Origin of the sequence: Bradyrhizobium sp. 63_E2_N1_3 (genome assembly GCF_052076005.1) — a bacterium.
In the GTDB taxonomy this organism is placed as follows: Bacteria; Pseudomonadota; Alphaproteobacteria; order Rhizobiales; family Xanthobacteraceae; genus Bradyrhizobium; species Bradyrhizobium barranii.
Window position 1 is genome coordinate 4,648,387 of record NZ_CP197235.1, and the last position, 25,775, is coordinate 4,674,161.

A 25,775-nucleotide genomic window follows, 5' to 3' on the forward strand; every position below is an offset into this window, starting at 1 on the left:
CGGGGCAAGTTCCCGTTGCGCGCGCCCAGCCCGTGCGCTATCCGGCCGGAAAGGCCTGAGGCGGCTTCCATTTTTCCGCCCGGCTGACCCAACCGAGGACGGAAACCGCCATGCCAGCCTATCGCTCCCGCACCACCACCCACGGCCGCAACATGGCGGGCGCCCGCGGCCTCTGGCGCGCGACGGGCATGAAGGATGCCGATTTCGGCAAGCCGATCATCGCGGTCGTCAACTCTTTCACCCAGTTCGTGCCCGGCCACGTCCACCTCAAGGACCTCGGCCAGCTCGTCGCCCGCGAGATCGAGCAGGCCGGCGGCGTCGCCAAAGAATTCAACACCATCGCGGTCGATGACGGCATCGCCATGGGCCATGACGGCATGCTCTACAGCCTGCCGTCGCGCGAGCTGATCGCCGACAGCGTCGAATACATGGCCAACGCGCACTGCGCCGACGGCCTCGTCTGCATCTCCAACTGCGACAAGATCACGCCCGGCATGCTGATGGCCGCGCTGCGGCTCAACATCCCCGCCGTGTTCGTCTCGGGCGGCCCGATGGAGGCCGGCAAGGTCACGCTGCAGGGCAAGACCAAGGCCGTCGACCTCATCGACGCCATGGTGGCGGCCGCCGACTCCAAGGTCAGCGACGAGGACGTCAAGGTGATCGAGCGCTCGGCGTGTCCGACCTGCGGCTCCTGCTCGGGCATGTTCACGGCCAATTCGATGAATTGCCTGACCGAAGCGCTTGGCCTCGCATTGCCCGGCAACGGCACGGTGGTGGCGACCCATGCAGACCGCAAGCGCCTGTTCGTCGAGGCCGGCCACACCATCGTCGATATCGTGCGCCGCTATTACGAGCAGGACGATGCCTCCGTGCTGCCGCGCAACGTCGCCAACTTCAAGGCGTTCGAGAACGCGATGACGCTGGATATCGCCATGGGCGGCTCGACCAACACCGTGCTGCATCTGCTGGCGGCGGCCCATGAAGGGCAGGTGGAGTTCACCATGCAGGACATCGACCGGCTGTCGCGCCGCGTACCCGTGCTGTGCAAGGTCGCGCCATCGGTCGCCGACGTCCATGTCGAGGACGTGCATCGCGCCGGCGGCATCATGGGCATTCTGGGCGAGCTCGACCGCGCCGGCCTGATCGACACCTCGGTCTCGACCGTGCACGCGCCGACCATGAACGACGCGCTGGAGCGCTGGGACATCAAGCGCTCCAAGAGCGAGTCTGTCCGCACGTTCTTCCGCGCTTCGCCCGGCGGCATCCCGACGCAGGTCGCCTTCAGCCAGGAGCGCCGTTACGACGAGCTCGATAGCGATCGCGAGAAGGGTGTGGTCCGCAACCTCGAGCATGCCTTCAGCAAGGATGGCGGTCTCGCCGTGCTCTGCGGTAACCTCGCGCAGGACGGCTGCATCGTGAAGACCGCGGGCGTCGACGCCTCGATCCTGAAATTCTCCGGCCCCGCGCGCGTGTTCGAGAGCCAGGACGCCGCTGTGGAAGGCATTCTGGGCGGCAAGGTCGTCGCCGGCGAGATCGTGGTCATCATCTACGAAGGTCCGCGCGGCGGCCCCGGCATGCAGGAGATGCTGTATCCGACGAGCTACCTGAAATCGATGGGCCTCGGCAAAGCCTGCGCGCTCGTCACCGACGGACGCTTCTCCGGCGGCTCGTCCGGCCTCTCGATCGGCCATCTGTCGCCGGAAGCGGCGGAAGGCGGCAACATCGGTCTGGTGCGCACCGGCGACCGCATCGCCATCGACATCCCGAACCGCAGCATCAGCCTGGAGGTCTCCGATGAGGAGCTCGCCAAGCGCCGCGTGGCGGAAGAGGCCAAGGGCGATGCCGCCTGGCAGGCTGTGGGCCGCAAGCGCAACGTCTCGACCGCGCTTCAGGCTTACGCAGCACTCACCACCAGCGCCGCACGCGGTGCGGTGCGTGAGGTAAAGCGGCGCACGAAGTAAGCGCTGTACCGTCCGCGCCTCGCGCGCATGGTCAACAAGTTCTGAACGGCCGGCGAAAGCCGGCCGTTCGCATTAAGGATGCCTCGACGAAGTTCGGCAACTCGGGATGTTGCAGCGTATACTGCTCGCGACCTTCGCAAATCCATTTTGGGCAACTGGGGCACCACCACAATGTCTCGTACTCTCGCTATCGCTTTCTCAACAGTCGTCGCCGCGATTTCCATGACGAGCGCGGCCTCTGCCGGCTGCTACAATTGCTACGCGCCGCCGCCGTGCCAGACCTGCTACCAGCAGCAATACGTGCAGCCGCAATACCGCACCGTCGACGAGACCGTGATGGTTGCTCCCGGCGCTACCGTCGCGCACCGCACGCCGGCGCAGTACCGCACCGTGATGGTGCCGCAGACCGTGATGGTGGCACCGCCGAGCGTCCAGTACGAACGCGTCCCGCCGCAATACGCCACGCGCCAGCGCGTCGAGATGGTTTCGCCGGGGTATTCCTATTACGCGCCGGTGCAGATGGGCTGCGCGTCCTGCGGCTACTGAGCCAACGCAGCGACGAAGAGTTTCGGGCGGCGCTCCTTTGGGGGCGCCGTTTTCTTTTGAGGCAGCAAACGAGGCCCGGAAATGGACGCGAATCCAACCGGGCCTCGCAACCAGCGACGCCCTGGGCGGTGTCGCCAGTGTCCGGGATTGCTGAGGGGCGGCGTGTGTCGGCGGCCGACATGTTGCGAAGCTAGACGAACAGGCTGACGCTCGCCTGACAGATCGCACGCGGCGGAAACTTCAGGCCTGGGGTGAGGGCGCGCGTTTGGAGGTGCCGGTACCAACGGACGGTGGCGCGACGCGCCGCCGCCATTTCTCTCGATGCTGGAGCTCTCGTACCGGCCGCGTATTAGGACAGCTTCAATGCCATGTGAATTACACCGGGTTCGCGGGTCGTTGCTGGCTTGAAGCCAAACTTGTCGAAGACGCGGAGCATCGCCGCGTTCTCCGGTAACACCTCCGCGGTCAACTCCGTCAATCCGGCCTCGCGGGCGATAGCGATCAGATGGCACGTCAGCAGCCCGCCAACGCCACGTCCCTGCCAGGCATCGATCACGACGAAAGCTGCTTCGGCCCGTCCAGGCTCGAATATGACATAGCGACCACCGCCGATGATCATGCTGCGGCTCGCCTCTTCCGTGCACGCAACCAGTGCCACGTGGTTTCTGAAATCGGGTTCCATGAAAAAAGCGCGCTCCCGTTCGGAAAAATGACGCTTCGTCACAAAGAAGCGGCGTTGGAGCGATTGAGCGCTTGTCTCCTCGAGCGCGGCAAGCATGTCGGGCTCGTCCTCGGGGCGAAGCGCCCGGATATCGACCAATCGTCCGTCGCGAAGTCTCTCCTGGCGGCTGTAATTTGCGGCATCCGGCACTTGAGCTCTCCCGCGGCCCGATTGCGGCGCGCCCCCGCGGGGCGGTTGGTCGATCCCGATTGACGCGAACACCGTCGCCAACCGTTGACCTAAATCAACGTCAGCGACCGCCGACCTTTTTGAATGACCTCGCGCGACGACGAGGTCGAACATGGCGATCAAAGACTTAAAGCTGCCTGATGGGCCGATGTCAGGGCTGGTGGCCTCGGCCGTGGAATACATGGTCGATGCGGGACAGCGCAGCGTCCTGTTCCTGGACATCATGCGCCAGCGTGGCGACCAGTATCGCGAGCACGTCGCCCAGACCGCGCCGCATGTGCTGCAATATGCTGCTGAATTGATCACGGACGGCCGGAAGCTGGACGAACCGGTCAACTACGCGCTGGTGCGCATCGTTCCGCCGAAGGATGTTGAGATCGACATGAGCCGGCGTCCGTTCGTCGTGGTCGATCCGCGCGCCGGCCATGGACCCGGCATCGGCGGCTTCAAGGCCGATAGCGAGATCGGCGTCGCCATGAAGGCGGGGCATCCCTGCTACTTCATCGGCTTCCTTCCGGAGCCTATGCCCGGGCAGACCATCGAACGCATTGCGCGCGCGGAAGCGATCTTTATCGAGACGGTCATCAGCCGTCATCCGGACGCCGACGGAAAGCCCTGCGTGATCGGCAATTGTCAGGCCGGCTGGGCCGTCATGATCCTGGCGTCACTGCGGCCGGAATTATTCGGGCCGCTGATCATCGCCGGTGCGCCGCTGGCTTATTGGGCAGGCGTGCATGGCAAATACCCCATGCGCTATTCCGGCGGCCTGCTGGGCGGAAGCTGGCTCACGGCGCTCACGAGCGATCTCGGCGCCGGCAAATTCGACGGCGCCTGGCTGGTGCAGAATTTCGAGAACCAGAACCCGTCGAATACGCTCTGGACCAAGCAGTACAACGTCTACTCCAAGGTCGATACCGAGGCGGAACGCTATCTCGATTTCGAGCGCTGGTGGGGCGGACACGTCAATCTCAATGCCGAGGAAATCCAGTTCATCGTCGACGAGCTCTTCATCGGCAACAATCTCGCAGCCGGCAAGATCGAGATGTCCGACGGCCGCAAGGTCGATTTGCGCAACATTCGTTCGCCGATCGTTGTGTTCTGCTCCAAGGGCGACAACGTCACCCCGCCGCAGCAGGCGTTGGACTGGATCCTGGACTGCTACGCCGACGTCGACGAGATCAGAGCTTATGGCCAGACCATCGTCTATACCGTTCACGAGAGCATCGGCCATCTCGGCATCTTCGTATCCGGCGGCGTGGCCAAGAAGGAGCACGCTGAGTTCTCCAGCAACATCGACCTGATCGACGTGCTGCCGCCAGGGCTCTACGAAGCCACGTTCGAGGCCCGTGGCAACGAGACACTCAATGCGGATCTTGCGGCAGGCCAGTGGGTGATGCGCTGCGAGGCCCGCACGCTGGATGATATCCGCGCGATGGGCGGAAATTCGCCCGAGGACGAGCGGCGCTTCGCTGCGGCCAAGCGTGTCTCGGAGCTCAATCTCTCGGCCTATCAAAAATTCTTGCGGCCGTGGGTGAAGGGCATGGTGACGCCCCAACTCGCGGAATGGGCCCGCAACATGCATCCGCTGCGGCTGCAATACGAGGCGTTCAGCAGCCAGAACCCTTGGATGTCCACGGTCAAATCGGCTGCAGATCGTGTCGAGACAGACCGCAAGCCGGCTTCAAAGGACAATCCATTCCTGTCATTCCAGGAACAAATGTCGAAGCAGATCGTGCACGCGCTGGATAGCTGGCGCGACGCGCAGGAGGCGCTGAGCGAGGCCGTCTTCCTCAACCTCTACGGCTCACCACTGCTCCAGGCCGCGGTCGGCGTCGACCCAAATTCCGTGCCCTCGCGCCGCCAGGAGATGTCGCCGGAGCATCGCGCCATGCTCGCGGCACGGATCGCCGAGCTAAAATCGCACATCGCTGAGGGCGGGCTCCGCGAAGCGGCCCTCCGCGCGCTGCTTTATGTTGGCTCCGCACGCGGCATGGTGGATGAGCGCAGCATCGAGGCGTTGCGGCAGGTCCGGCGTGACCATGCCGGCGCCCGCATGACGCTGTCGGAATTCAAGACGCTGGTGCGTGAGCAGTTCTTCATGCTGCTTCTCGATCGCGAAGGTGCTCTCGCTGCGATCCCGAAATTGTTGCCCGATGACACCAGCCAGCGGCGTGCGGCCTTCGTGGCGATGCGCGAGGTGCTGTCGGCGAGTGAGGACATCACCGGCGAGCGGGCCAATCGCCTGAAGCGCGTCGCCGCGCTGTTCGGTCTGGACGGAGAGGCGGAGTTGACATCGAACGTCGCCCCTTTCGATCCCAAGGCACGGGCGTCGTAACGCGGATTGGCAGGATCGGGAGTGACATCATGTCGGCCGACACGACGCGAACCCAGCCCGGTAGCAAGTATGATCGGTTAATCGCGGCGGCGAAGGGCGCGCCGCCAACGCCGACCATCGTGGTGCATCCTTGCGACGAGACCTCGCTGCGCGGTGCTATCGACAGCGCAAGCGCCGGCATTATCCGGCCCGTGCTCGTCGGGCCCGCGCGGAAGATCAAGGATACTGCCGCCCGGTGCGATCTCGATGTGTCCGGTTTCGAGATCGTTGATGCCGCGCACAGCGACGAATCCGCGGCCAAGGGCGTCGAGCTCATCCATGCCGCCAAAGGCGAACTGTTGATGAAGGGCAGCCTGCACACCGACGAATTGATGCGCGCCGTCACCGCCAAGACCGGTGGCTTGCGCACCGACCGGCGTATCAGCCATGTCTTTGTGATGGATGTGCCTGCCTATGCAGAGACCATCTTCGTGACGGATGCGGCGATCAACATTTTCCCCGATCTCGACGCCAAACGCGACATCATTCAGAACGCGATCGACCTCTACAACCAGGCAGGGTTCGGCAAGACGCCGCGGGTGGCGATTCTGTCTGCCGTCGAGACGGTGACCTCGAAAATCCCTTCGACCATCGAAGCCGCTGCCCTGTGCAAGATGGCCGATCGCGGCCAGATCACCGGCGGCATCCTCGACGGCCCGCTGGCCTTCGACAATGCCATCGATCTGGAAGCCGCGCGGATCAAGGGCATCACATCCGAGGTCGCCGGGCGGGCTCAGATCCTGATGGTTCCGGACCTCGAGTCCGGCAACATGCTCGCCAAGAATCTCGCCTATTTCGCCAAGGCCGATAGCGCCGGGATCGTGCTCGGTGCGCGCGTGCCCGTCGTGCTGACCTCGCGCGCGGATTCGCCACGTGCGCGGATGGCGTCCTGTGCCGTCGCCGCTCTCTATGCTCGTGCCCGGCGCCAGAAGGCGCCGACGGTTGCCGCGTGATCGCCATGGATACGATCCTCGTCGTCAATGCCGGCTCGTCCAGTGTGAAGTTTCAGGTCTATGCGATCGAAGGCGACGGTGCGCTTCGTCGTCAGATCAAGGGACAGATGGACGGTATCGGCAGCCGACCGCGTCTGCGGGCAAGTGGCCCGAGCGGCGACCCGATGGCCGATCGGGCCTATCCGATCGAGGCTGTGGCTGATGTTCCGGCGGCGATGGCCGTTGCCGGCGACTGGCTGCGGGACGAACTTCGCGTCACACCGATCGCGGTAGGTCACCGGGTCGTGCATGGTGGGCCGGACTATTCGCGGCCGGTCCTGATCGACCACGGCGTCGTGTCCCGCCTCGAACGATTTGTGACCCTGGCGCCGCTGCACCAGCCCCACAATCTGGCGCCGATCCGTTCGCTGCTAGCGAATTTCCCGACGCTGCCGCAGGTTGCTTGCTTCGACACCGCGTTTCACCGCACGCATGATGCCGTCGCCGACCATTATGCTATTCCGCATCAACTTCATGCCGAGGGGGTCAGGCGCTATGGCTTTCATGGGCTGTCCTACGAGTATATCGCCCGGACGCTGCCGGGCGTGGCGCCCGATATCGCGAAGCGGCGCGTGATCGTTGCCCATCTCGGCAGCGGCGCGTCGATGTGCGCGCTCAAGGACGGGCGCAGCGTCGAGAGCACCATGGGTTTCACAGCGCTCGATGGCCTCCCTATGGGAACGCGTCCAGGGCAGATTGATCCCGGGGTGGTGATCTATCTTATCTCCGAGAAAGGGATGTCGGCCTCAAACGTGCAGAACTTCCTTTATCGCGACTGCGGATTGAAGGGGCTCTCCGGCGTCAGCAATGACATGCGCGAGCTGGAGGAGAGCGCCGACCCCAAGGCGAAGCTCGCGGTCGACTATTTCGTGTACCGGATCGGTCTCAATGCCGGCATGCTCGCGGCCGCCTTGCAGGGCCTCGACGCCTTCGTCTTCACGGCCGGGATCGGCGAGAATTCGGCGAACATTCGCGCGCGCGTGGTCGAGCAGCTCGGATGGCTCGGCGGCACGCTCGATCCCGTTGAGAACTCCCGCAATTCCAGACTGATCTCGCGTTCCGACAGCCGCATCCCCGTCTACGTCGTGCCGACCGACGAGGAACTGATGATCGCACAGCATACGCTGTCGCTGTTGATGAACGGACAATCGACCAATCCAAGGCAAGAGAGGGTGTCATGATCCCCGTGTTCCCGGATGCAAAGGTTGCCCTGAAGGGCAAGAAGGGCCTCGTCGTGGGCATCGCGAACGACCAGTCCATTGCCTGGGGCTGCGCGAGGGCATTTCGTGCGCTTGGGGCCGATCTGGCCGTCACCTATCTCAACGATCGCGCCAAGAAACACGTCGAACCGCTCGCGCAGGCGCTGGAAGCGCCGATCTTCATGCCGCTGGACGTGATGACGGAGGGGCAGACCGAGGCGGTGTTCGAGCGGATTACGAAGGAATGGGGACAGCTCGATTTCCTGCTGCATTCGATCGCCTTCTCGCCGAAGGAGGCGCTCCATGGCCGCGTGGTGGACGTCGGGCGCGATGGCTTCCTTAAGACGATGGACGTCTCTTGCTGGTCATTCCTGCGCATGGCGCATCTCGCCGAGCCGCTGATGAAGAACGGCGGCACGATGTTCACCATGACCTATTATGGCAGCCAGATGGTGGTGGAGAACTACAATATCATGGGCGTGGCGAAAGCGGCGCTTGAAGCGGCCGTCCGCTACGCGGCCGCCGAACTTGGCCCAAAGGGGATCCGCGTGCACGCGATCTCGCCCGGCCCGCTCGCCACGCGTGCAGCGTCAGGTATCCCGGAGTTCGACGAGCTCATGGACAAGGCGCAGTCCAAAGCGCCGGCGCGCAGCCTGGTCAGCATCGACGACGTCGGCAACGCAACCGCGTTCCTGGCGCTTGATGGTGCCAAGCTGATCACCGGGGGCGTTCTCTATATCGATGGCGGGTATCACATCATCGACTGAGCGCACTCAGCGATAGTGCAGGGCGATCAGCTCGGCGACACAAGCGGGCTTCTTGCCGCCCTCGATCTCGATCACGAGATGATAGTTGACGCGCAAGCCGTCCGGCGGCACGTCCTCGGTTTCAGCGACCGTGACCCGGCCGCGGAGCTTTGAGCCGGCCGGCACCGGCGCCAGATACCGGATGCGATCCGCGCCATAATTCAGCGTATTGCGCAGCCCTTTCAAACCCATCACGGATCGAATGAACAGGGGAGCAAGCGAGAGCGACAGCAGGCCGTGAGCGATGGTGGTGCCGCCGGGCGCTTCCTTCCTGGCGCGGTCCTGGTCGACATGGATCCATTGCTCGTCACAGGTCGCTTCGGCGAATTTATTGATCCGATCCTGGGTCACTTCGATCCAGTCGCTCGCGCCGATCTCGCTGCCGACCGCGGATTTGATCTCGTTGAAGTCGCTGAATATCCGCATGGTCGTGACCTCGTCAGATCGTCATTTCCGGGATGTTGTCAGGAACGACCAATTCGGCCTCTGTCACCGCCATAACCTCGCCAACGCTGACACCTGGAGCGGTCTCGAGCAGCGTCGCCTTGCCGTCGGCAAAACCGATAACCGCCATGTCGGTCACGACCAGATGGACCGGGCGCGCCGAGGTCAGAGGCAAGCTGCATGTCTTGACGATCTTCGACTTGCCCTTCGCGGCATGTTGCATGGCGACGATGACCCGCTTGGCGCCGCTGACGAGGTCCATCGCCCCGCCCATGCCCGGGACCATCTTGCCCGGGATCATCCAGTTGGCGAGAAGCCCATGCGCATCGACCTGGAGGCCGCCGAGCACGGTGACGTCGACATGGCCGCCGCGGATCAGTCCGAACGACATTGCGCTGTCGAAGGTCGCCGCACCCGGCAGCGCGCTGATAGGGCGGCCGCCGGCGTCTGTCAGTGTCGGATGCGCCATGCCTTGCTCGGGAATCGGCCCGGTGCCGATCAGTCCGTTCTCCGACTGAAAGAAGACTTTCAAATCGGCCGGAACGTAATTCGCAACCAGGGTCGGAATGCCGATGCCGAGATTGACGAGGTTTCCGCTCTTCAACTCCCTGGCGACGCGTCGGGCGATGATGATCTGCGGGTCCATGATCTCACCCGTTGGTAATGAGGTAATCGACGAGCGGCGCCGGGGTCACGACGTGATCGGGCGCGATGACCCCGACGGGCACGATGTTCTCTGCAGTGACGATGACCGTGTCGGCAGCCATCGCCATGACCGGGTTGAAGTTGCGGGAGGTCAGTGCGTAAGCGAGATTGCCGAGATAGTCGGCGAGAAACGCGTGAACCAGCGCGTACTGCGCCCGCAATGCCGTCTCCAGCAGGAACGGCTTGCCATCCACCTCGATCTGACGCTTGCCTTCGGCAACCAGCGTTCCGACGCCCGTCGGCGTCAGCACCCCGCCGAGGCCACATCCACCCGCGCGGATGCGTTCGACGAAGGTGCCTTGCGGCACGAGATCGACGGCGATCTGGTTCGCGAGCATCTGCTGCTGCGCCTTCGGATTGAGGCCGATATGCGTTGCCGTCAGCCTTGAGACCAGCGCAGCGTCGAACAGCTTGCCGACGCCTTTGCCGGGAGTAGCGGCGTCATTGCAGATCAGAGACAGGCCGGTCTTGTTCTGCCGCACGAGTTCGTCAAGCAGGCGCTCCGGGGTTCCGACGCCCATAAAGCCGCCGACCATGACGCTCGCACCGGCCGGGATCATCGCAACGGCTTCTTCGACGGAAACGGCCTTCATGGGCGGAACTCCGGTCGGCAGGCGCAGGTGGATACTGGACCGATGTTGGGGGCGGGCAGACTCTCGGCTTTGATCTGCGTCAAGGTTGCAAGGTCATTCGCGCGGGCCAACGCCGACGCCTGCAAGGGTCTCGTGCCAGAGCCTGCGCACCTCGGCATGCCGCCGTTCGAGCGTCGCGTTGACGGCATCCCGGAAAGGTAGGAGGTCCGGGCCCTTCAGGAACAGAATCTGCGCCTGCAACAGCCGGCCGCTCTCGAACTCGATGCGCCGCAGCGCCATCACGAAGGGATCGTTCGCGTTCGCTTCCGTCGGCAGCAGGGCCGCCGGCCGGATCCCGGCATGAACCGCATGCGCGAGCGTCGCGAGGTGAGTGGTCTGCGCGCGGGTGTGATCGGCGATGCCTTCGATCGGGGCGGGGAGCCAGGCCATCTCCCAGGATGCCGCCATCGGGCCCAGCGCGAGGTCCGGGACCCAGGCGGTCGCGCGCATGAGAAGCGAGACGATCTCGCTCTCGCGATAGAACTGCGCGTTCAATTCGGTCTGCCAGGCGGCATCGAATCTCGCGGGCAGGGCGACCGCGAGTTGCCGTGCCAGCGCACCATGCGCAGAAACCAGGAACGCGGCGACCCGCGTCTGCTGGCGCGGCGGCACGCGTCCGTCGGCTGGCAGCGGTCCGAAGAACGCGCTCATGTTGCTGGCCTCTGCACCGGAATCGCGCGCAGATGGTCATAGCCGGCGGGAAACGGCGAAAAGTCTCCGCCGGCATCCTCCGGCGCGATCAAGATCTGCTTGTTGCCCTGCCAGCGGCCAGCCAACACGTCCTCGGCGAAGCGCGCCAACAGGTCGGCTGTTAGTGCGGCCTTTTCGAGCGTGAAGGCGTGATAGGCCCTCGGGATGATGACGAGCGCACTGTCGGGAATTTCCACACGCAACGTCTCGTGCAACGCCCGCGGCGTGAGGAAGTCGAACTCGCCGTTCAGGATCATGGTCGGGACGGATATTGAGGAGAGCTGCGGCGTCAGCGGCTTGAAGTCGAGGAAGGACTCCATCAGGTTCTGAAGGGCGTAGACGTCGTTGACCAGCCAGCCCTGCCGCTTCACGTTGTCGAGCTTGTCCAGCAGCGGCTTCAACCACTGATCAGACAGGTTCATCGGCAGCAACAGATCCTGGAGGTAGCCGGTGCCGCCCAGAATGAGGCCGGTGCGCAAGGCGTTGCCGATCAGTAGCAGTTGTGGTGAAAGCTCGGCAAAGCAGCTCATCGGCACAAGGCCCGACAGCCGCGCGCCATGCTCGATGGCATAGCGCAGCGCGATCAAGCCACCGAAACTGATGCCACTGAGGAAGACCGGACTGTCGCCAAGTTCGCCGATCAGGCGATGCAGCACGGCGATGTGGTCGTCCTGATTAATGAATAGCGCGGGCTTGTCGGAGACGCCCTGGCCGAGCAGGTCGAAGGTAGCGACCCGGAACCGCCGTGCGATCAGCGTGTCGCGATACGTGCCCCAAAGCTCGGAATACTGCGTCAGACCGTTGACCAGCACATAGGCAGGCGCATTCGCCGGTCCGTCGAGCTCATAGCGGATACGATATGAGCCATGACTGAGGAAGGGCATTGCGGGGACCGGCCAGCGTGACGATGACCACGATCCTCAACGCCGGCTCAAGGATTCCATTGAGCTAAATCAAACCTCAGGAGGAGGTGCAGCCTAGCGTTCGCGCAAAATACCGCCAGGAGGGAGTTCGTCATGAACGGGAGAAGCGCACTCAAGCGTTGCTTCGTCAGCCTGATCCTGTTGCTGGTCGGCACCGCGCTCGCGGTCGCCCAGCCGTTCACGCGGCGCTCGTCGCAGATGCAGCATGACGGGCTCAAAAAGACCTATGAGATCGCGAATTTCCGGCTTGGCGGCAAGTACGACCTGGCCAATCCCTCCAAATGGGAGAATGGCGGCGAGGGCGGCGTGACGCTGGAATCGCTCGGGGCAGGCAAGCTGCGTACCGGATACATCGCGATCGGCAACGCGCGGCGCAATGCCGCCGGCGAGATCACCAATGCGGTCGTGATCAATTCCTATTATTCCGGCGATTCCACCGATATGTACGAACAGTGGGTCAAGGGCGCGGCCCTGTCGGGAGGCGTCCCGATCATCGGCCCCGGACGGCCGATCGACACCGACCGCTACTACGTCATCATGGTCGACCCGCTGGGCACGTGGGGCGCGAGCAAACCGTCCGACGGCCTCGGCATCAAGTTTCCGCAGTACAGCTACTACGACATGGTGCAGGCGAACTACCGCCTGCTGCGCGACGAGTTGAAGGTCGCGCGTGTCGCGCTTGTCACGGGCGTCTCCATGGGCGGCACCCAGACCTATGTGTGGGGGGTCATGCATCCCGAATATATCGGCGCCCTGATGCCGATCGGCGGCACCACACAGTCGGACGGTGAAGACCCCGTCGGTAACTGGACCTTCCAGATGATGACGGCCGCGATCGAGGGCGATCCGGTCTGGCAGGCGACCAAGGGTGACTACTACAATCTGCCCAAGGAGAAGCACCCGATGCCGGGTGTGGCGTTCGGCTGGTCGATCCTGGGCATGACGGGCTACGATTTCGGCTTCCGCACGACCCAGAACTGGGCCGCGGTCCAGCCCGAGATATTCTACTGGGATCCGCCGAACGAGAAGGCCGGTCTGAGCGTCACCAACCGTGCCAAGCTCTATGACGCCGTCGATCTCGTCTGGCGCAACCGGGTCGGTGAGACCCATAACGTCAATCCCTATCTCGGCCGCATCCAGTCGCGCACACTGGTGATGCACATCACCAACGATCTCTGGCTGAACTTCAAGCTGGCCCAAAAAGCCGTAGATCGCGTGCCGGGCGCGGACCTGATCGCGCAGGAGAGTCCGGTCGCCCATTACGGCGTGTTCCCGATCATCAACCAGCGCAAGAACGATCCGAAATTCGTCGCTTTCATGGACGACGTCGCGGCCCTTGATCGCGCGGGGATGTTCGTCGACAAGAGTTATCGCGTACCGGGCGTCGCTGAAAACATCGATCCGAGCAAGTCCTTCTGGAAGGACTTCGTGACCTATCCCTATCCGGTCAAATACGCCAACGCCAAGGACAAGATCGGCAACACCTGGCAGATTGGTTACATGGATGAGTATGCCGGCACCGACAAGGATCCCAAGGTCCTCGTCATCATCCACGGCAAGGGCGCATTCGGCGGGCACTACGGCAACATCATGCAATATGCGCTGCGGAGTGGCTTGCGTGTGATCGTGCCGGACTTGCCGAACTACGGCATGTCCGGGCCCGGTAATCTCGATAAGAGCCCGGCGCGCACCATGCAGGATATGCGCGAGGTCATCTACGACCTCGTCGTAAACCAGCTTGGCGTCAAGAAAGCCTATTATCTCGGCCACTCGCTGGGCGGTCAGTTCGTCACGGGGTACGCCCTGACCTGGCCGGATGCGGTGCAGGGCCTCGCGCTCGAAGCACCATCCGGACTCGAGGAATACCCGCGCGACATTACGATCGCGAAAGACAAGAAGGCACCTCTGTTCCAACCGGGACTCGGTCGCAACTTCGACAAGTGGAAGCAGATCTGGGACCAGACCGGCATCCTGGCGGCGGAGAAGGCCCGCGACGAGCAGAGCATTCGTGACTTCTTCTACTTCAAGAAGCGCAACCCCGACACCGGCGTGGTGTCGGCGGCGAAGAGCGGCTACTTCTTCAGCGACAGCGAATATGCGCGCTTCCATACCGAGCAGCGCGTCGGGCTTACCAAGGGCAACCCCAAGGAGCTCGAACAGTGGTGCAACGTCTTCATCTTCGACATCTACACGATCGGAGCCGAGCTCCAGCAGGATGATCCGAAGAACCTTTACGAGCGGGTCACCCAGATCAAGGCGCCGATCTTCCTCGCTTTCGGTGACAAGGAGCCGTTCATCCCGACGCCCGCTTTCAACGGGCTGACCGATCTCGGACGCGACGTCATCACGCCGTTCATGACGCGCATGACCAACGCCGGCAACCGGCCGATGCTCAAGATCTATCCGGAGACCGGGCACTTCATCCACACGGACAATCCGGTGGAATATTCAGCGGACGTCGTGGACTTCGTCACGAAGGGAACGGTCGACACCTCATCCCCCCTTGGCACAGATCGCATGATCAAGGGTTCCGTGGTGTCCGCCCTGCCAGTGGCACCGACACCTCCCGGTGCGGCACCAACCGCCGGTCTCAACAAATAGGATCGGTCTATGCCACGGGTGCAGGCGGGTGAAATCGAGCTTGGCTGGCGGGAGTGGGGCCGAGGCGAAGTGACCGTCGTCTTCATCCATGGCAATCTCGCCAGCAAGGACTGGATCGAGCTGGCTGCGCCCTTGTTTCCAACGGGCCTGCGCGTCATCGCCATCGACTGGCGCGGCTGCGGGGACAGCGACCGGCCGAAGCCCGCCGCCGATTATTCGAACTACTCCATGCAGCAGCATGCCGAGGACATGCTGGCGGCACTCGATGTGCTCGACATCGGCTATTGCCATCTCGCGACGCATTCGACCGGCGGCATCATCGCCGCCCGCATGCTCTTGATGCAGCCGCAGCGCTTCGGGCGTGTGTTCGCACTCGATCCGGTGACGCCGCTCGGCATGACTTTCAATGCAGACCAGATCGGCTTGTTTCGGGCGATGATGGCGAGCAAGGACCTGACACGGACGATCATGGCGACCGCGGCGTCCTCGCTGTTCGTCCCGGAGAGCATGGCGCCGAACGTCGTGCCTCGATTTCGGGAGGGATTGAAGGATATCCAGGCGTTGTTCGATCGCATCATCGAGCAGACCTTTGGCGTCTCCGAGGGTATCTGGATCGGAACGCCGGTCAACCTCACGAAGGAAAGAGAGAGCAGAGAGCTCGAGCGCTGCATGCCGGAGCTGAAGCATCCGCATCTGGTGCTATGGGGCGAATGGGACGGCTGGATTCTGCCAGCCGATCTTCACGTCATGGCCGATGCGATGCCGGATTGCCGTCTCGTGATCGTGCCTCGCGTCGGGCACTCGATGAATCTCGAAGTACCCGCGCTCTACGCCGGTTATTTCGGCGCCTGGTTCGGAGGACTTACCGCGTAACTGCTAACACCTGAAGGGAGAGACGTCATGGCAGAGATCAATCTATCCGCAGATAACGTCCGTGCGGCGCTGACCGACGCACTTGGCCGACTGCGCAAGGCCAACGCCGACTATTTCGAGATGCTGGAGAAGGGGATCAGTTCGTCGCCTCTGCCGATCGCGAACCAGGCGAAGGAGTTTTGCAGTTTCATGCAGCGCAATGTCACAGCGACCCTGGACCTCAGCGACAAGCTGATCCATGCCAAGGACGTACAGGACGCGCTCAAGCTTCAAGCCGATTTCTTCCAGGAGCAGATGCGGGCCCTGACCGACCAGACCAAGACCATGGGTGAGGCGGCGATGAAGGTGGCCGGCGGCATGTTCAGTCCGAAGAGCTGAGACTGCAACCACGGTACTGACAGACGCGGTAGCGTCAGAAAGGTCTGGTATGGCCGAGACCAACAAGCTTTCTGTCGAAAAGGCACTCCAGAAGTTGCTTCGCGACGAACCCTTGGAAACGGCGAGCGAGCAACGCGACGAAAAAGCCGAGGCGCTCAGGGAGGAGATCAAGCGCATGCGCGCGCAGAGATCGCGTCTTGAGCGATCACCCGGCAAGGACAAGTGAGATCCGGTATCATCGGATGATGCCCCGGTTTTTCGTCGGCATGCTGGCCCGTGTCGCCAACAGCTGGTCGGTGGCCGTGCTGTTCGAGGTTCTGCGCAAGACGCTCGACAATCTGGCCGATTTCAAAGCGCCCGGCTTCACATGCCCGTAAGCCGAAGAGCGGAGCGGGCGCAGCATGCGTGATATCGCCACATCGGGGCTCGTTGCCGATTTCCTGTTCGGCTTCGGCGCGCTGTTCGCGATCATCAATCCCTACGGACTGGCCTTCATCTTCCTCGACAAGACGAGAGGTCTTTCTGAAGACGAGCGCGCGAGCCTTGCGCTGCGGGTTGCCGGATATGCCTTCGTGGTCCTGCTGGTGTCGCTGTTTCTGGGCAGCCAGATCCTCAACTTCTTCGGCGTGACAATCCCGGCGCTTCGGATTGCCGGCGGCCTCGTAGTCGCAGCGACAGGCTGGTCCATGCTCCACGCGCCCTCGGGCCCGGCCGGACCTCACGAGGTCTCGTCCCCTGATCATGCGACCATGAAGCGCATGGCCTTCTTTCCTCTCACAATTCCGCTGACGACCGGGCCGGGAACGATCGCGACAGCCATCGCGATCGGGATTAGCCGGACCAGCAGCCTCGATGCGATGTTCCAGTCATCGATCGTTTCGCTTCTGGTGGCGTTCGCCGTGACTGCCGCGATCTATCACGCCTACCGGAAATCGAGCGCGATGGCGCGCCTGTTCGGTGAGGAGGGCACCAGCGTGGTGACGAAACTGTCAGCTTTCCTGCTGCTCTGCATCGGCGTGCAGATCATCCTCACCGGCGTTTCCGAGGTCGCGCGGTCCATATTGGAAAGCGTTTCGCGCGCTATCCAATAGGTAGAAGCGCGCCGACCGCAACACCAATCGGCCAATGCGACTCCGATGTTGGTCCGGTGACGATCAGGTAGAGTCCGTCTCCATCGGCGTTTGGCGCTCTACGTCGAGCGGTTTGAGCCTTCCAGCCATTCCTCAGGAAAAACCGTCCTCCGAACTTACGGTCAAAAGCCGCGGTCAGTGATCTGTCACCGCTCCTCCAAACAACGCTAGCCAAGAAGTTGAACCCATTGCAAATTCTGACGATCCGCGCGGAGCTCGCGTACAATGCTACGGTGACGAGCTACGAATGGACCAGCGCAAATTCGGCACTACGCCGATTGGGCGGGCAGGGGACTTCGTCAGGAACGCGGCTAAGCGTGCCGCTATGAGGCTACCTGATGGGCGAGCTAGCCTGAGTCTTTCAGTCGATTGACGCTCAGATCGTCCCCGATAGGCGCGTTGATTGTCGATGTTGCGTGTCTCGCGATCGGAGGCAACTGATGGCTCGATCGTCGGGCGGATCAGCATTTGAGTGAGCGCTAGAATAATAGCCCGCTGTCTTGCGGGCCAAAATCGCTCTGTGCGAAACCCAATGGCGGTCGGGCGGTCGATTTTTCTGCAATCAGACCTGTGGTAATGGGACAGAACTAAGCCGAATGGCAAAAGTCATTTCGAACAAGAGCGCAGCGGCAGGAATGTCCCATGAGCGTCTCCCAACTCACGAAGCGCGTTCGACGCGAGCTGACTTATTTGGACTATCCGGCTCGGGAGTGGACCGTCCCGCGATTTATGGACGGAGTGCCGGTTCTGGACGTGCTGGTTGTCGGCGCTGGACAGAGCGGACTGGGTATCGCGTTCGGCTTGAGGCTTGAGCGCATAGCAAACTTCAGGATCATCGATCGTTGCCAGCGCGGTTTCGAAGGACCTTGGCGCAGTTTCGCTCGGATGGAACGGTTGCGGACTCCGAAGGAGGTGACTGGGATTGATTTCGGCGTCCCGAGTCTAACGGTGCGGGCGTGGTACGAGGAAAAATTTGGGCGGCGAGCATGGGGTCGCATAGATACCGTCCCTCGGGAGGTGTGGCGCTCGTATCTGGATTGGTACCGAGACGTCCTGGACCTCCCGGTTGAGAACGAGGTCGAACTAATGTTGATTGAGCCGGCGGATGGCATCTTCCTTGCCCATCTCCGTCGTTCCGAAGGAATTGAGCGGGTGTATGCAAGAAAGATCATTCTTGCGACAGGCTTTGAGGGAAGTGGCAGGTGGGGCGCTCCTAAGTCTCTGGTCGCCCATTTGTCGGCAGATCTTTACGCACATTCGGCCGATGATATCGATTTTCGCAAGCTTGCAGGAAAACGCATTGGTATCCTTGGTGCCGGGGCATCCGCCTTTGACAACGCAGCTCTCGCACTTGAGGCGGGCGCCGCGCGAGTAGACCTTTGCTTCCGCCGTTCGGAGATGCCGCGGGTCAACCCACTCACTTGGATGAATTTTGCCGGTATGTTGGGCCACTTCGGCGATCTGACGGACCTGGACCGCTGGCGGTTCATGCGTCACATTCTTGAGGAGCTTCCGGTCCCGCCTACACAGGACGCTTATTGGCGATGCCGCGAGTTTGAGAATTTCGCCTGGCACCCCGACTGCGGATGGAGTTTCATCGACGAAGCTTGCGGTATTGCAAGGGTTCGAAGCAGCAATCGTAGATTCGAATTCGACTTCATGATTTTTGCGAGCGGCGTTGAGGCGGATCTCTCGGCGCGTCCCGAGCTCGCCCTATTCTTTGAACAAATAGCCCTTTGGCGCGACCGCTTCACGCCTCCATCGGGCGAGGAAAGCGAGGCCCTCGCGCGCTATCCCTATTTGGGCCAAGCCTTTGAATTCACCGAGCGGCACCGCGGCACTGCTCCGTTTCTGCGAGGGCTACACAACTTTACGTTCGGAGCGATGCTGAGCCATGGAATATCAGGAGCGGCTATCACGGGGATAAAATATGGAGTGCGGCGGCTCGTAAATGGCATCGCGCGTGATCTGTTTTGCGAGGAGTCGGCAACTTATTACCGAGATCTGCTGTCATACCAGACGCCTGAGTTGCGCACCTTGGACAGTGCATTTGTCTGGTTGAGCCAGCTTGGCAGTGACGCCACTGATTTCGAGAGCTTTGCCAATCAGCTGGATCAACGCCAGTTTGCCACGCTCCGCGCCTTGTTGCAGCGATCAAGGCCCCACGAGAAATCTCCGACTGTAAGGTCTTCCCGACTCGGTCGCACGAAGCGCACCTCGCGACCGGCGCGGCTCAAGAACAAAAAGCGGAAGTGAAATAACGACGGCGTGGTAGCGCGATGTCAGTTGCTACCGCTTTCTCTCGCGCTCACCACGAGGGCCCGTGGGTCGGAAGGCCGATCGAGTATTTCTGGAAGAAATGCCGTTTGACTATAGGTCGATGATATTGGAGAATATTTGTTTCACTGCCTTGCACATATTGATCACGGCCTAACGACCACCACCATCGGGAGGTAAGCAATGGCCTTCATCGCGTTTACGAAGGTGATCGATTTTACGACATTGACCGCCGAGCAGCGAAGACAACTCAAGAGCATTCTTGGAAAGCGCGAGAAGCAGCTCAAGAAGGCAATCAAGGATGTCGAGAGCGCCCTTAGCAAACTTGAACGAACAGGTGGCAAGTCCGGAAAGCGGGCGAAGGGCAGGCGTTGATCGGACGCTGATCAATTTACGTCAGGCATGATGTTGAGCGGTGCTGGTCAACAGCTGCCACGCTTTGGCTCATCTTTCATTCCTGAAACTGAGCGTAGTGCGTCCACGAGATTTCTCGCGTCTGTCAGATCGGGTGTATCCCGACCTTCGGTGAACCAAGTGTATATAGGCTCTAAGAGGGACCAAGCCTCGAAATATCTGCCTTCGTTACTCCAATGCCGCGCGAGACAGATCGAGGCACGCAACTCCCACCAGCGAGCTTGTTGTTGCCGCGCAATCGCCACGGCTCGCTGCAGTGCGGCCTCTGCCTGGTCACGCCTGCCGAGTTTTAGGTTGATGTTGCCCCGAAGACGATACAACTCGGCCTCAAAGAATCTCTCCCCTGTTGTTTCGGCCAGCTGGACGCCTTCGTCCAGCAGGCGCAGTCCAACTTCAAGCTCTCCGAGCTGGGCATGAGCGAAGGCGAGATGGCCCAAATAGAGAGTGCGGCGGCACCGTTCAGAGTTTTGGTAAGTTGCCGTCAAAGCGCCGCGCATCAGTTCGATCCCGACTTGAAGATCCCCTCCTTGGGCTAATAGCGCTCCGCGGAAAAAACGTGCTCTTCGTTCAATTGCCGCAAATTCATGCTCGATGCTGAGCGATATCGCTTCGTCGGCGTGAGCCAAAGCGCGCTTTGCGTCGCCGCCGATTGTGCCCAAAACGACTATGTTCCCCAGGGCCAGGGCCGTCGTAAAGCTTTGTTCCCTCGTTCGAGCAAGAGTTTCAGTACGCTCGACGATTGTTGTAGACTGTTTAGGATAGCCAAGGACCAATAGCGTCGTCGAGAGCCACGCCAGGCTGTTCACCGCGTCATCGACTCCGAAGCGGCGATAGGTCGATATCGTGGCTGGATTGGTTGAGCACAGTGCGAGGGCGCGATCGAGGTGTTCGCGTGCGTCGGCGAAGGCACCCGTGAGATGCAATGATTGTCCAATAAAGCGCGTGGCTAGGACGGCCACGCCGGGATGATCATGCTCTGCGGCCAACGCGAGGCCGTACCGGGCATCCTCCAGCGCTGAGCTATACTCCGCGCGCACACTGTGGGCTAGGTAGCTGCCCCACAGGATCGTCATCCGTTCTTCTAGGCTGACACTTTCGCCTAGCAGCGCGCGAGCCCGTGAGAAGACCCGCGACGTTTCAGCCGCGGCATCGCCCTCAGTTGCGGCGACTGCAGGACCAAGGGCCAGATAGAAATCCAGTTCTTTGCGATCGCGTTGCGGCGAGCTGAGCAGTTGCTGGGTCAGCTCCATTCCTCTCGTGAGATGTTTTACTGCCTCGGCATTGGAGGAGCGCCCGAGCGCGCGCTTTCCGGCCTTGAGCCAATAGTCCGTAGCCTTCTCAAGCATGCCGGCTTCGGTGAAATGGTGCGCAAGGATTTCAGGGTCGTTCACGACGGCATCCTGGAAGCCTTCCTCTAGCACGCGCGCTATTTGCGCATGGAGTTGCCGCCGCCGTGTCTTCAGCAGGCTCTGATAAGCCGCATCCCTCACCAATGCGTGTTTGAAGCTATAAATGGCATCCGGCAGGTCACCTTCGCGGAAAATAAGCCCGGCCTCCTCGAGTTCGGAGAGGGAATGCTGCAACCGTGTTTCCTCTCGAGCGACCACAGCCCGCATCAAGGAATAAGAAAATTCGCGACCGATGGTGGCGCCAATCTGGGCGATCTCCTTCACCGAATGCAGGCGGTCGAGCCGCGCCATCAGGGAGTCGTGAAGGGTTTCCGGGATGGCAAAGGGCGGTAACGGTCCCCCGAGCTGATAGCGATCCTGGCATTCGATCAGAATGCCAGCTTCGAGGACAGCCTTGGTGAGTTCCTCCACGAAGAGCGGATTTCCGTCAGTCTTTGTTACGATCTGCTTCATCACGTCGATCGGAAGCGCTCGGCCATTGGCCACCTGCGTGGCAACACCTTTGACATCATCTGGGTTGAGCCGTCCGAGGACCAGGCTTCCGACATTTGCAAGACCGGTCCAGGGAGGCTCGAACTCTGGTCGAAAGGTAACCAGCGCAAGGATAGACAACTGTCGGGCTCGCTCTACGATGAGGTCGAGCAATTCGAGGGTGGTGTCGTCGGCCCACTGAACATCTTCGATAAGCAACAGGATGGGCTGTTTGCGAGAACGGCTCTCGAATTGATCGAGCAGCGCGGCAAGTGTGCGGCGACGCTGCTGGGCGGGGCTTAGCTGCGGTTTTGGATAACGGCTCGCGAATGGGATCGATAGCAGCTCAGCAAAAAGTGGTACTACCGTCTGAACTTGCGGTGCTCTCAACGAGAGGAGTGCCTCCAGCTTGTCAAGCCGCGTCTCGACGGGATCGTCCGCCTTAAATCCGGCACTCCTTTCCAACTGCTCGACCACGGGATGAAGTGCGCTGTTGGCGTGGTAAGGCGAGCACTGATAACGGAAATGCACGTGTGGTTGATGCTTAGCTGCACGTTCAGCCAGAGCCGCTGCTAAGCGCGATTTCCCGATACCCGGCTCGCCTGAGATGAGAACGATCTGGCCTTCGCCCGTGCGAGCCAAACGTTGACGTTCCAACAAGAACTCCAACTCGGAATCGCGGCCGATGACAGGGGCGAGTTCTGTCGGACGCACCGCCTCAAAGCGGCTCTCGGAAGCCGAGACGCCCTGGACGGCCCACGCGCTCACCGGCTCGCTAATGCCTTTGAGGTGGTGGGCGCCAAGGTCGCGAAGACTAAAGATATCGCCAAGGAGACGACGGGTGGAGTCTGCGACGACCACGGTGTTCGGCTCGACCAAGGCTTGCACGCGAGCCGCGATATTGGGAGCGCCCCCAACCACGGAGTGCTCCCGAAGTTTGCCTTCGCCGCCCAGGTCACCGACTACCACCATGCCGGTAGCGATACCGATACGCACCGCGAGCGGTTCTCCAGCGCGGGTTTCAAGCCGTGCGACAGCAGCAATGATATCGAGCGCAGCTCTTACAGTTCGTTCGGGATCGTCCTCGTGCGCAATGGGATAGCCGAAATACGCAAGAATGCCGTCTCCGCGAAAGTCGGCGAGAAAGCCGTCATAGGAGCGCGTGATACGAGCACAAGCAGCGTGATAGGCATCGATGACGGCGCCCATATCTTCCGGGTCAAGGCGTGCCGTCAGGGCGGTCGAATCGACCAAGTCACAGATCATTACCGTGAGGTGGCGCCGTTCCGCGTATTGCGCAATTGCAGCATTCACGACAGTGGAGGGAAGGCTGGAGGGAAGCGCACTGATCGCATTCACGAGGCGTTTCCGGTCGCCGAGTGGGATGCCAACCTTTTCGAAGTCAACTTCTGTCAATTGCGGCAACACATCGCAATCTATGGCGTTCGCGATGAACAGGGACTCATGTCGTCCTAGGCCCAAACTTTTCAGCCAAGTCCCGATTTCCATGGCAGGACCCTTGTGTGTACGAACAGCTTCAGCGCATCAGAGCCGAATATTTGCTCGTCCTACTTAATTCTATTGGAAGCCATTCAAACGAACAGTTCGGCATGACCGCACCGACAATAGCATGCTGTCGGGTCCGGACATGTGAACAGCCTCGCAATTCGCAGCATCCAAATACCTGCGGAAACGCGCGAGCGCTTCCGGTTCGCGATGATGGTTGCGACCTGGGCGGCCCGTGAAATTGAGCGGACGATACGTCCGTGAAGCCAGGCCCGCCGGCTCACGCGGGCGGCCTACTTCGCGATCCGATATTTCCTGGCCGCCTTGCGCCTTGGTGGTGTATCCGGCGTACGCTGCTTTCCGAGGTCTCAAACAGAGGCAGGAGATAATGTCGGCTACAGAAATCCTAAAGAGCGCGCTCGCGCTAGCCCTTTATACTGCGGCGACAACAACGACGCTCGCAACCGCCCAAGAAGCGACATTTTCAGAAGGCGAGCGACTTGGCCTTGCGGCGTGTTTGTCCAAATGCCCCGATAACGACAAGGCATGCAACAATCGATGTATCTCGAGTTCTCAAACCAAGGGCCGTGTGTGGGGCGACGATGTGCGCGCTTGCATTAGGGGTTGCCGGGTAGGCACCCAAATGAAAGATCAGATATTTGGTTGTATAACGGGCTGCCGTCTTGATCGGATCGTCCGATAGAAGCGCGGTGGTAGCGTCGACACAAGCCGCTAGGGATTGCGGTACCGAAACGCAGGCGGCCCAAGCAGCAACCCGCCGGTTCACGCTGGCGGGCTGAGCGTCTCTCGCAATGCCCTAGTAGGCGCGGCGGCCGTGCCGCCGATAAGCTGCGGGGTTTTCCACGCCCGCGAAGTATGGATTAATGGCGCACTCTGCGGCGCGGCCCGATGCCGAAGCATTGCACTGAGGCAGCGATGTGTAGCTGCAATCGTAATAGTTGGCCCCCGCGCGGTAAACGAGCAGGCAAACCGGAAAGGCCGGATTATACGTCTGAGCTGCCGCCGGCTCTGTTGATGCCATCCCGATTGCCAAAATCGCCAAGGCCGGAGTACGCATTGGAACCTCCATTCGGACATTGAGAACGCGCGCGAAGCTCCACGAGCCAGTACTTCGATCGTACCCCGCGAAGGTCGCGACTGCGCCTGACGATCGCTACCAGCCCGCTGGTCACGCTGGCGGGCCGTCCCTTGTAAACTTCATTGCGATCGGTTCCGTTCCCGATCTGGAACTATACTGCTTTGGGCACAAGTGGACAGAACTGATTGCCGGTTTTTCCTATGCTCATGACCACCTGGCGACCCCATTACCGCCAAGGTAGCCTCCAAACGGCCCCGGCAACTTAGTCTTTTGCTGGGGCCGCTTTTGCGCTGGTGTCGATCAGCCGGACATAGGTCCCGCTCTCGTGCAGCTCGAGCCAGCCCTTCTCAACTGCATGCTTGATGCCGGCGCCGAACTCCAACCCGGTGGCCTTGAGCGTGTAGAGAAACGGAGCATTGAGCTTTTCGATGTGAATGCGACCGTCCTGGACAGCTTCAATGGTCTTCGCGAGCTCGACCAGTTTGCGGGCGGCGGCTTCAGGAGCGGCAAAGGCACGTTCGGCGGCGAGTTTCATGCAGATCGACTACCCGATTCTTCGTCCCCAGGCCGTACTGCTTCACCCGCACTTGTGGTTTTTGGCGTGCAGCGCGGTTCGGTCGCCAGTCATCTCACCGACGTAGTCGTCAATGGCGCTCATCAGCTTCTCGCGGTCGGCACGGCGATCCTTCCTGCCAAAGATGAGGTAGTGGCGAAGCCGGCCGAGTTCGGCCAGGTCGGCTGCTACCGCCTCGGCCCGCACTTCTTCCGCGCGCTGACGCATGCGCTCTTGGTGCCAAGCTCTCGCCGCCGCTCTGTTCTCTGCCTTGGTCATGACGCCATCGAACCGCGGCGCAGGCGAGAGTCAAATTATCGATTCCTAGCGACGCGGAATGCTCGCGAGCTACTGCCGGTCGTGGGTGTGGATAGATGCGCGACGCCATCGCTGTGATTCAAGGACCGTCTTGTCGCTCCTTCGATGCATCGCGTCGAAACACGACAGTCCATCGCGACGTCGGAAAGCTGATGAGATCGGCGGCGGCATCAGTGTTGGGATCGGGCGTCGCCTCGTCCGAACTGCGACAAATCGACTCGATCTCACCGCGACGCTTACGGCGCCACCAAGCGACGATTGTACGTTCGATTGTGCGCTGAAGCGAAAACCACGAGCTAACTAATTGATTTTGTTGATGTTTTGGCGGAAGGGGTGGGATTCGAACCCACGGTACCCTTGCGGGCACGCCGGTTTTCAAGACCGGTGCCTTAAACCACTCGGCCACCCTTCCGGACAGAGAATGGTTGTCGCTTAACGCAGTCGACCGCGCAAGGCAACGCGAAGTTGGCGCTTGCGGGGGAAAACCAAGTCCTATGGGGGAACAGGCCGGGAAGGGCGAAGCTCGGCTTCGTCGAGCAGTCGTTCGGCTCGGATTCGCTCACG

At 61.5% G+C, this 25,775-nt stretch carries 24 protein-coding genes and 1 tRNA gene; 14 read left to right on the forward strand and 11 right to left on the reverse strand.

What is annotated here, in order from left to right:
* Nucleotides 1-110 precede the first annotated feature (110 nt).
* Together ilvD and AB7531_RS22125 are read left to right on the forward strand one after the other, a co-directional pair.
* A complete protein-coding gene (gene ilvD / locus AB7531_RS22120) occupies nt 111-1,961 on the forward strand; it encodes a dihydroxy-acid dehydratase (protein WP_063983258.1) in 1,851 nt (616 codons plus the stop codon).
* Between the two features lie 222 nt (nt 1,962-2,183).
* Nucleotides 2,184-2,507: a hypothetical protein gene (locus AB7531_RS22125; RefSeq protein ID WP_063983259.1), complete on the forward strand. Its 324-nt coding sequence runs from the start codon at nt 2,184-2,186 to the stop codon at nt 2,505-2,507.
* Nucleotides 2,508-2,856: 349 nt separating this feature from the next.
* Here AB7531_RS22125 and AB7531_RS22130 read toward each other — a convergent pair whose 3' ends face one another.
* Nucleotides 2,857-3,378, reverse strand: coding sequence for a GNAT family N-acetyltransferase (locus tag AB7531_RS22130; protein WP_063986368.1), 522 nt, complete (start codon nt 3,376-3,378; stop codon nt 2,857-2,859).
* 151 nt (nt 3,379-3,529) lie between these two features.
* Here AB7531_RS22130 and AB7531_RS22135 point away from each other — a divergent pair, with 151 nt between their 5' ends.
* The 4 genes from AB7531_RS22135 to fabI are packed head-to-tail and all read left to right on the forward strand — an operon-like array spanning nt 3,530 to nt 8,749.
* Nucleotides 3,530-5,752, forward strand: coding sequence for a DUF3141 domain-containing protein (locus AB7531_RS22135; protein WP_063983260.1), 2,223 nt, complete (start codon nt 3,530-3,532; stop codon nt 5,750-5,752).
* Nucleotides 5,753-5,781: 29 nt separating this feature from the next.
* Nucleotides 5,782-6,744 carry a phosphate acetyltransferase gene (locus AB7531_RS22140; protein WP_231142019.1) on the forward strand — a complete coding sequence of 321 codons (963 nt, stop codon included), beginning with the start codon at nt 5,782-5,784 and terminating at the stop codon, nt 6,742-6,744.
* A 5-nt stretch (nt 6,745-6,749) separates the two neighbouring features.
* On the forward strand, nt 6,750-7,964 hold the full coding sequence (locus AB7531_RS22145) for an acetate/propionate family kinase (RefSeq protein ID WP_063983262.1): 1,215 nt from the start codon (nt 6,750-6,752) through the stop codon (nt 7,962-7,964).
* A complete protein-coding gene (gene fabI / locus AB7531_RS22150) occupies nt 7,961-8,749 on the forward strand; it encodes an enoyl-ACP reductase FabI (RefSeq protein ID WP_063983263.1) in 789 nt (262 codons plus the stop codon). The genes AB7531_RS22145 and fabI overlap by 4 nt, the downstream gene beginning before the upstream one ends.
* Nucleotides 8,750-8,755: 6 nt before the next feature.
* Here the strand turns inward: fabI and AB7531_RS22155 are convergent, their stop codons facing one another.
* The 5 genes from AB7531_RS22155 to AB7531_RS22175 form a co-directional block, all read right to left on the reverse strand.
* Nucleotides 8,756-9,214: a MaoC family dehydratase gene (locus AB7531_RS22155; protein WP_063983264.1), complete on the reverse strand. Its 459-nt coding sequence runs from the start codon at nt 9,212-9,214 to the stop codon at nt 8,756-8,758.
* A gap of 13 nt (nt 9,215-9,227) precedes the next feature.
* Complete coding sequence (locus AB7531_RS22160; protein ID WP_063983265.1) at nt 9,228-9,878, reverse strand: 3-oxoacid CoA-transferase subunit B; 651 nt, start codon at nt 9,876-9,878, stop codon at nt 9,228-9,230.
* Between the two features lie 4 nt (nt 9,879-9,882).
* A complete protein-coding gene (locus tag AB7531_RS22165) occupies nt 9,883-10,530 on the reverse strand; it encodes a CoA transferase subunit A (protein WP_063983266.1) in 648 nt (215 codons plus the stop codon).
* Between the two features lie 93 nt (nt 10,531-10,623).
* Complete coding sequence (locus tag AB7531_RS22170; protein ID WP_063983267.1) at nt 10,624-11,220, reverse strand: hypothetical protein; 597 nt, start codon at nt 11,218-11,220, stop codon at nt 10,624-10,626.
* A complete protein-coding gene (locus AB7531_RS22175) occupies nt 11,217-12,143 on the reverse strand; it encodes an alpha/beta fold hydrolase (protein ID WP_063983268.1) in 927 nt (308 codons plus the stop codon). Before AB7531_RS22175 ends, AB7531_RS22170 begins: the two co-directional genes overlap by 4 nt.
* 132 nt (nt 12,144-12,275) lie before the next feature.
* On the opposite strand from AB7531_RS22175, the gene AB7531_RS22180 reads away from it, so the two are divergent.
* From AB7531_RS22180 to AB7531_RS22215, 8 genes are all read left to right on the forward strand, one after another.
* Nucleotides 12,276-14,783 carry an alpha/beta hydrolase gene (locus AB7531_RS22180; RefSeq protein ID WP_063983269.1) on the forward strand — a complete coding sequence of 836 codons (2,508 nt, stop codon included), beginning with the start codon at nt 12,276-12,278 and terminating at the stop codon, nt 14,781-14,783.
* A 9-nt stretch (nt 14,784-14,792) separates the two neighbouring features.
* Complete coding sequence (locus AB7531_RS22185; RefSeq protein WP_063983270.1) at nt 14,793-15,656, forward strand: alpha/beta fold hydrolase; 864 nt, start codon at nt 14,793-14,795, stop codon at nt 15,654-15,656.
* 27 nt (nt 15,657-15,683) lie between these two features.
* Complete coding sequence (locus AB7531_RS22190; RefSeq protein ID WP_063983271.1) at nt 15,684-16,034, forward strand: phasin; 351 nt, start codon at nt 15,684-15,686, stop codon at nt 16,032-16,034.
* A gap of 49 nt (nt 16,035-16,083) precedes the next feature.
* Nucleotides 16,084-16,260 (forward strand): hypothetical protein, encoded by a 177-nt coding sequence (locus AB7531_RS22195; protein ID WP_166096581.1) that lies wholly within the window; start codon nt 16,084-16,086, stop codon nt 16,258-16,260.
* Nucleotides 16,261-16,276: 16 nt separating this feature from the next.
* Complete coding sequence (locus tag AB7531_RS22200) at nt 16,277-16,411, forward strand: hypothetical protein (protein WP_256376406.1); 135 nt, start codon at nt 16,277-16,279, stop codon at nt 16,409-16,411.
* Between the two features lie 24 nt (nt 16,412-16,435).
* On the forward strand, nt 16,436-17,125 hold the full coding sequence (locus tag AB7531_RS22205; protein WP_063983272.1) for a MarC family protein: 690 nt from the start codon (nt 16,436-16,438) through the stop codon (nt 17,123-17,125).
* Between the two features lie 681 nt (nt 17,126-17,806).
* Nucleotides 17,807-19,420: an NAD(P)-binding domain-containing protein gene (locus AB7531_RS22210; RefSeq protein ID WP_063983273.1), complete on the forward strand. Its 1,614-nt coding sequence runs from the start codon at nt 17,807-17,809 to the stop codon at nt 19,418-19,420.
* 204 nt (nt 19,421-19,624) lie between these two features.
* Entirely contained in the window at nt 19,625-19,816 is a 192-nt protein-coding gene (locus AB7531_RS22215) for a hypothetical protein (protein ID WP_063983274.1), read from the forward strand.
* A 47-nt stretch (nt 19,817-19,863) separates the two neighbouring features.
* Here AB7531_RS22215 and AB7531_RS22220 read toward each other — a convergent pair whose 3' ends face one another.
* The 5 genes from AB7531_RS22220 to AB7531_RS22240 form a co-directional block, all read right to left on the reverse strand.
* A complete protein-coding gene (locus tag AB7531_RS22220; RefSeq protein WP_063983275.1) occupies nt 19,864-23,244 on the reverse strand; it encodes an AAA family ATPase in 3,381 nt (1,126 codons plus the stop codon).
* A gap of 814 nt (nt 23,245-24,058) precedes the next feature.
* Entirely contained in the window at nt 24,059-24,319 is a 261-nt protein-coding gene (locus tag AB7531_RS22225) for a DUF3551 domain-containing protein (RefSeq protein WP_441280054.1), read from the reverse strand.
* A 283-nt stretch (nt 24,320-24,602) separates the two neighbouring features.
* Nucleotides 24,603-24,875, reverse strand: a complete 273-nt coding sequence (locus AB7531_RS22230) for a hypothetical protein (RefSeq protein ID WP_063983276.1) — start codon at nt 24,873-24,875, stop codon at nt 24,603-24,605.
* Nucleotides 24,876-24,917: 42 nt separating this feature from the next.
* Nucleotides 24,918-25,172, reverse strand: a complete 255-nt coding sequence (locus AB7531_RS22235) for a hypothetical protein (protein WP_038937372.1) — start codon at nt 25,170-25,172, stop codon at nt 24,918-24,920.
* 361 nt (nt 25,173-25,533) lie between these two features.
* Nucleotides 25,534-25,623: transfer RNA gene (locus AB7531_RS22240), tRNA-Ser, on the reverse strand.
* Nucleotides 25,624-25,775: the final 152 nt, after the last annotated feature.

Bases quoted from the DNA above. Each gene is read 5' to 3' on its own strand.
- ilvD (WP_063983258.1), top strand. From the start codon at position 111: ATGCCAGCCTATCGCTCCCGCACCACCACCCACGGCCGCAACATGGCG.
- AB7531_RS22125 (WP_063983259.1), top strand. From the start codon at position 2,184: ATGACGAGCGCGGCCTCTGCCGGCTGCTACAATTGCTACGCGCCGCCG.
- AB7531_RS22135 (WP_063983260.1), top strand. From the start codon at position 3,530: ATGGCGATCAAAGACTTAAAGCTGCCTGATGGGCCGATGTCAGGGCTG.
- AB7531_RS22140 (WP_231142019.1), top strand. From the start codon at position 5,782: ATGTCGGCCGACACGACGCGAACCCAGCCCGGTAGCAAGTATGATCGG.
- AB7531_RS22145 (WP_063983262.1), top strand. From the start codon at position 6,750: ATGGATACGATCCTCGTCGTCAATGCCGGCTCGTCCAGTGTGAAGTTT.
- fabI (WP_063983263.1), top strand. From the start codon at position 7,961: ATGATCCCCGTGTTCCCGGATGCAAAGGTTGCCCTGAAGGGCAAGAAG.
- AB7531_RS22155 (WP_063983264.1), bottom strand. From the start codon at position 9,214: ATGCGGATATTCAGCGACTTCAACGAGATCAAATCCGCGGTCGGCAGC.
- AB7531_RS22160 (WP_063983265.1), bottom strand. From the start codon at position 9,878: ATGGACCCGCAGATCATCATCGCCCGACGCGTCGCCAGGGAGTTGAAG.
- AB7531_RS22165 (WP_063983266.1), bottom strand. From the start codon at position 10,530: ATGAAGGCCGTTTCCGTCGAAGAAGCCGTTGCGATGATCCCGGCCGGT.
- AB7531_RS22170 (WP_063983267.1), bottom strand. From the start codon at position 11,220: ATGAGCGCGTTCTTCGGACCGCTGCCAGCCGACGGACGCGTGCCGCCG.
- AB7531_RS22175 (WP_063983268.1), bottom strand. From the start codon at position 12,143: ATGCCCTTCCTCAGTCATGGCTCATATCGTATCCGCTATGAGCTCGAC.
- AB7531_RS22180 (WP_063983269.1), top strand. From the start codon at position 12,276: ATGAACGGGAGAAGCGCACTCAAGCGTTGCTTCGTCAGCCTGATCCTG.
- AB7531_RS22185 (WP_063983270.1), top strand. From the start codon at position 14,793: ATGCCACGGGTGCAGGCGGGTGAAATCGAGCTTGGCTGGCGGGAGTGG.
- AB7531_RS22190 (WP_063983271.1), top strand. From the start codon at position 15,684: ATGGCAGAGATCAATCTATCCGCAGATAACGTCCGTGCGGCGCTGACC.
- AB7531_RS22195 (WP_166096581.1), top strand. From the start codon at position 16,084: ATGGCCGAGACCAACAAGCTTTCTGTCGAAAAGGCACTCCAGAAGTTG.
- AB7531_RS22200 (WP_256376406.1), top strand. From the start codon at position 16,277: ATGATGCCCCGGTTTTTCGTCGGCATGCTGGCCCGTGTCGCCAACAGC.
- AB7531_RS22205 (WP_063983272.1), top strand. From the start codon at position 16,436: ATGCGTGATATCGCCACATCGGGGCTCGTTGCCGATTTCCTGTTCGGC.
- AB7531_RS22210 (WP_063983273.1), top strand. From the start codon at position 17,807: ATGAGCGTCTCCCAACTCACGAAGCGCGTTCGACGCGAGCTGACTTAT.
- AB7531_RS22215 (WP_063983274.1), top strand. From the start codon at position 19,625: ATGGCCTTCATCGCGTTTACGAAGGTGATCGATTTTACGACATTGACC.
- AB7531_RS22220 (WP_063983275.1), bottom strand. From the start codon at position 23,244: ATGGAAATCGGGACTTGGCTGAAAAGTTTGGGCCTAGGACGACATGAG.
- AB7531_RS22225 (WP_441280054.1), bottom strand. From the start codon at position 24,319: ATGCGTACTCCGGCCTTGGCGATTTTGGCAATCGGGATGGCATCAACA.
- AB7531_RS22230 (WP_063983276.1), bottom strand. From the start codon at position 24,875: ATGAAACTCGCCGCCGAACGTGCCTTTGCCGCTCCTGAAGCCGCCGCC.
- AB7531_RS22235 (WP_038937372.1), bottom strand. From the start codon at position 25,172: ATGACCAAGGCAGAGAACAGAGCGGCGGCGAGAGCTTGGCACCAAGAG.